The sequence below is a fragment of the Streptomyces sp. NRRL S-1022 genome (assembly GCF_000720135.1).
Lineage (GTDB): Bacteria > Actinomycetota > Actinomycetes > Streptomycetales > Streptomycetaceae > Streptomyces.
Genome location: NZ_JOIU01000123.1, coordinates 1 through 446, shown reverse-complemented (window position 1 = coordinate 446; position 446 = coordinate 1). Strand labels below are relative to the sequence as shown.

Here is a 446-nt window from a genome sequence, read left to right as displayed (position 1 = left end):
GTGTCATGGCTTGGGGTGCGACGTCGCCGCCAAATGTGGCAAGCCGGTCTCGTTCGTTGTCCTCATACAGCTGGATCTGCGCCTTGAGCGTGCCGACTTCACGCTCAAGCGAGTAGGCGGAGAGGGACGGGTGATCGGCCTCGTACTTCTTGCGCTCCTTCTCCTTCTCTTCGAGGCGGCGGGTGAGCAGGGCGACCGGTGACGCCGTGTACTGCTCCTGCGCCCGCCTCCTCAGATCGCGCAGGTACTCCGCTCTGGTTGTGTTGCGCTGCTTGTCCGCGAGGGCGATGTCCGCGTCAAGCGCTGCCATCATGGCCGAGGGTTCGTCGAGCGCCTCCTCAACGGCGCGCTCCATCGGTACGACCTCGACGACGTGGCCCGCGACCGACGGCGGCCGGATGACCGGTTTACCTTCCCGGTTCTCGTGCACAGCCGGGGTGCTCACC

Annotated in this window: 1 protein-coding gene; it reads right to left on the bottom strand. The window is 65.9% G+C overall.

Annotation, left to right across the window (positions count from 1 at the left end; translation table 11 throughout):
• The coding region (locus tag IG05_RS43200) for a hypothetical protein (protein ID WP_158839165.1) at positions 1-430 on the bottom strand (430 nt) is incomplete at its 3' end.
• Positions 431-446: the final 16 nt, after the last annotated feature.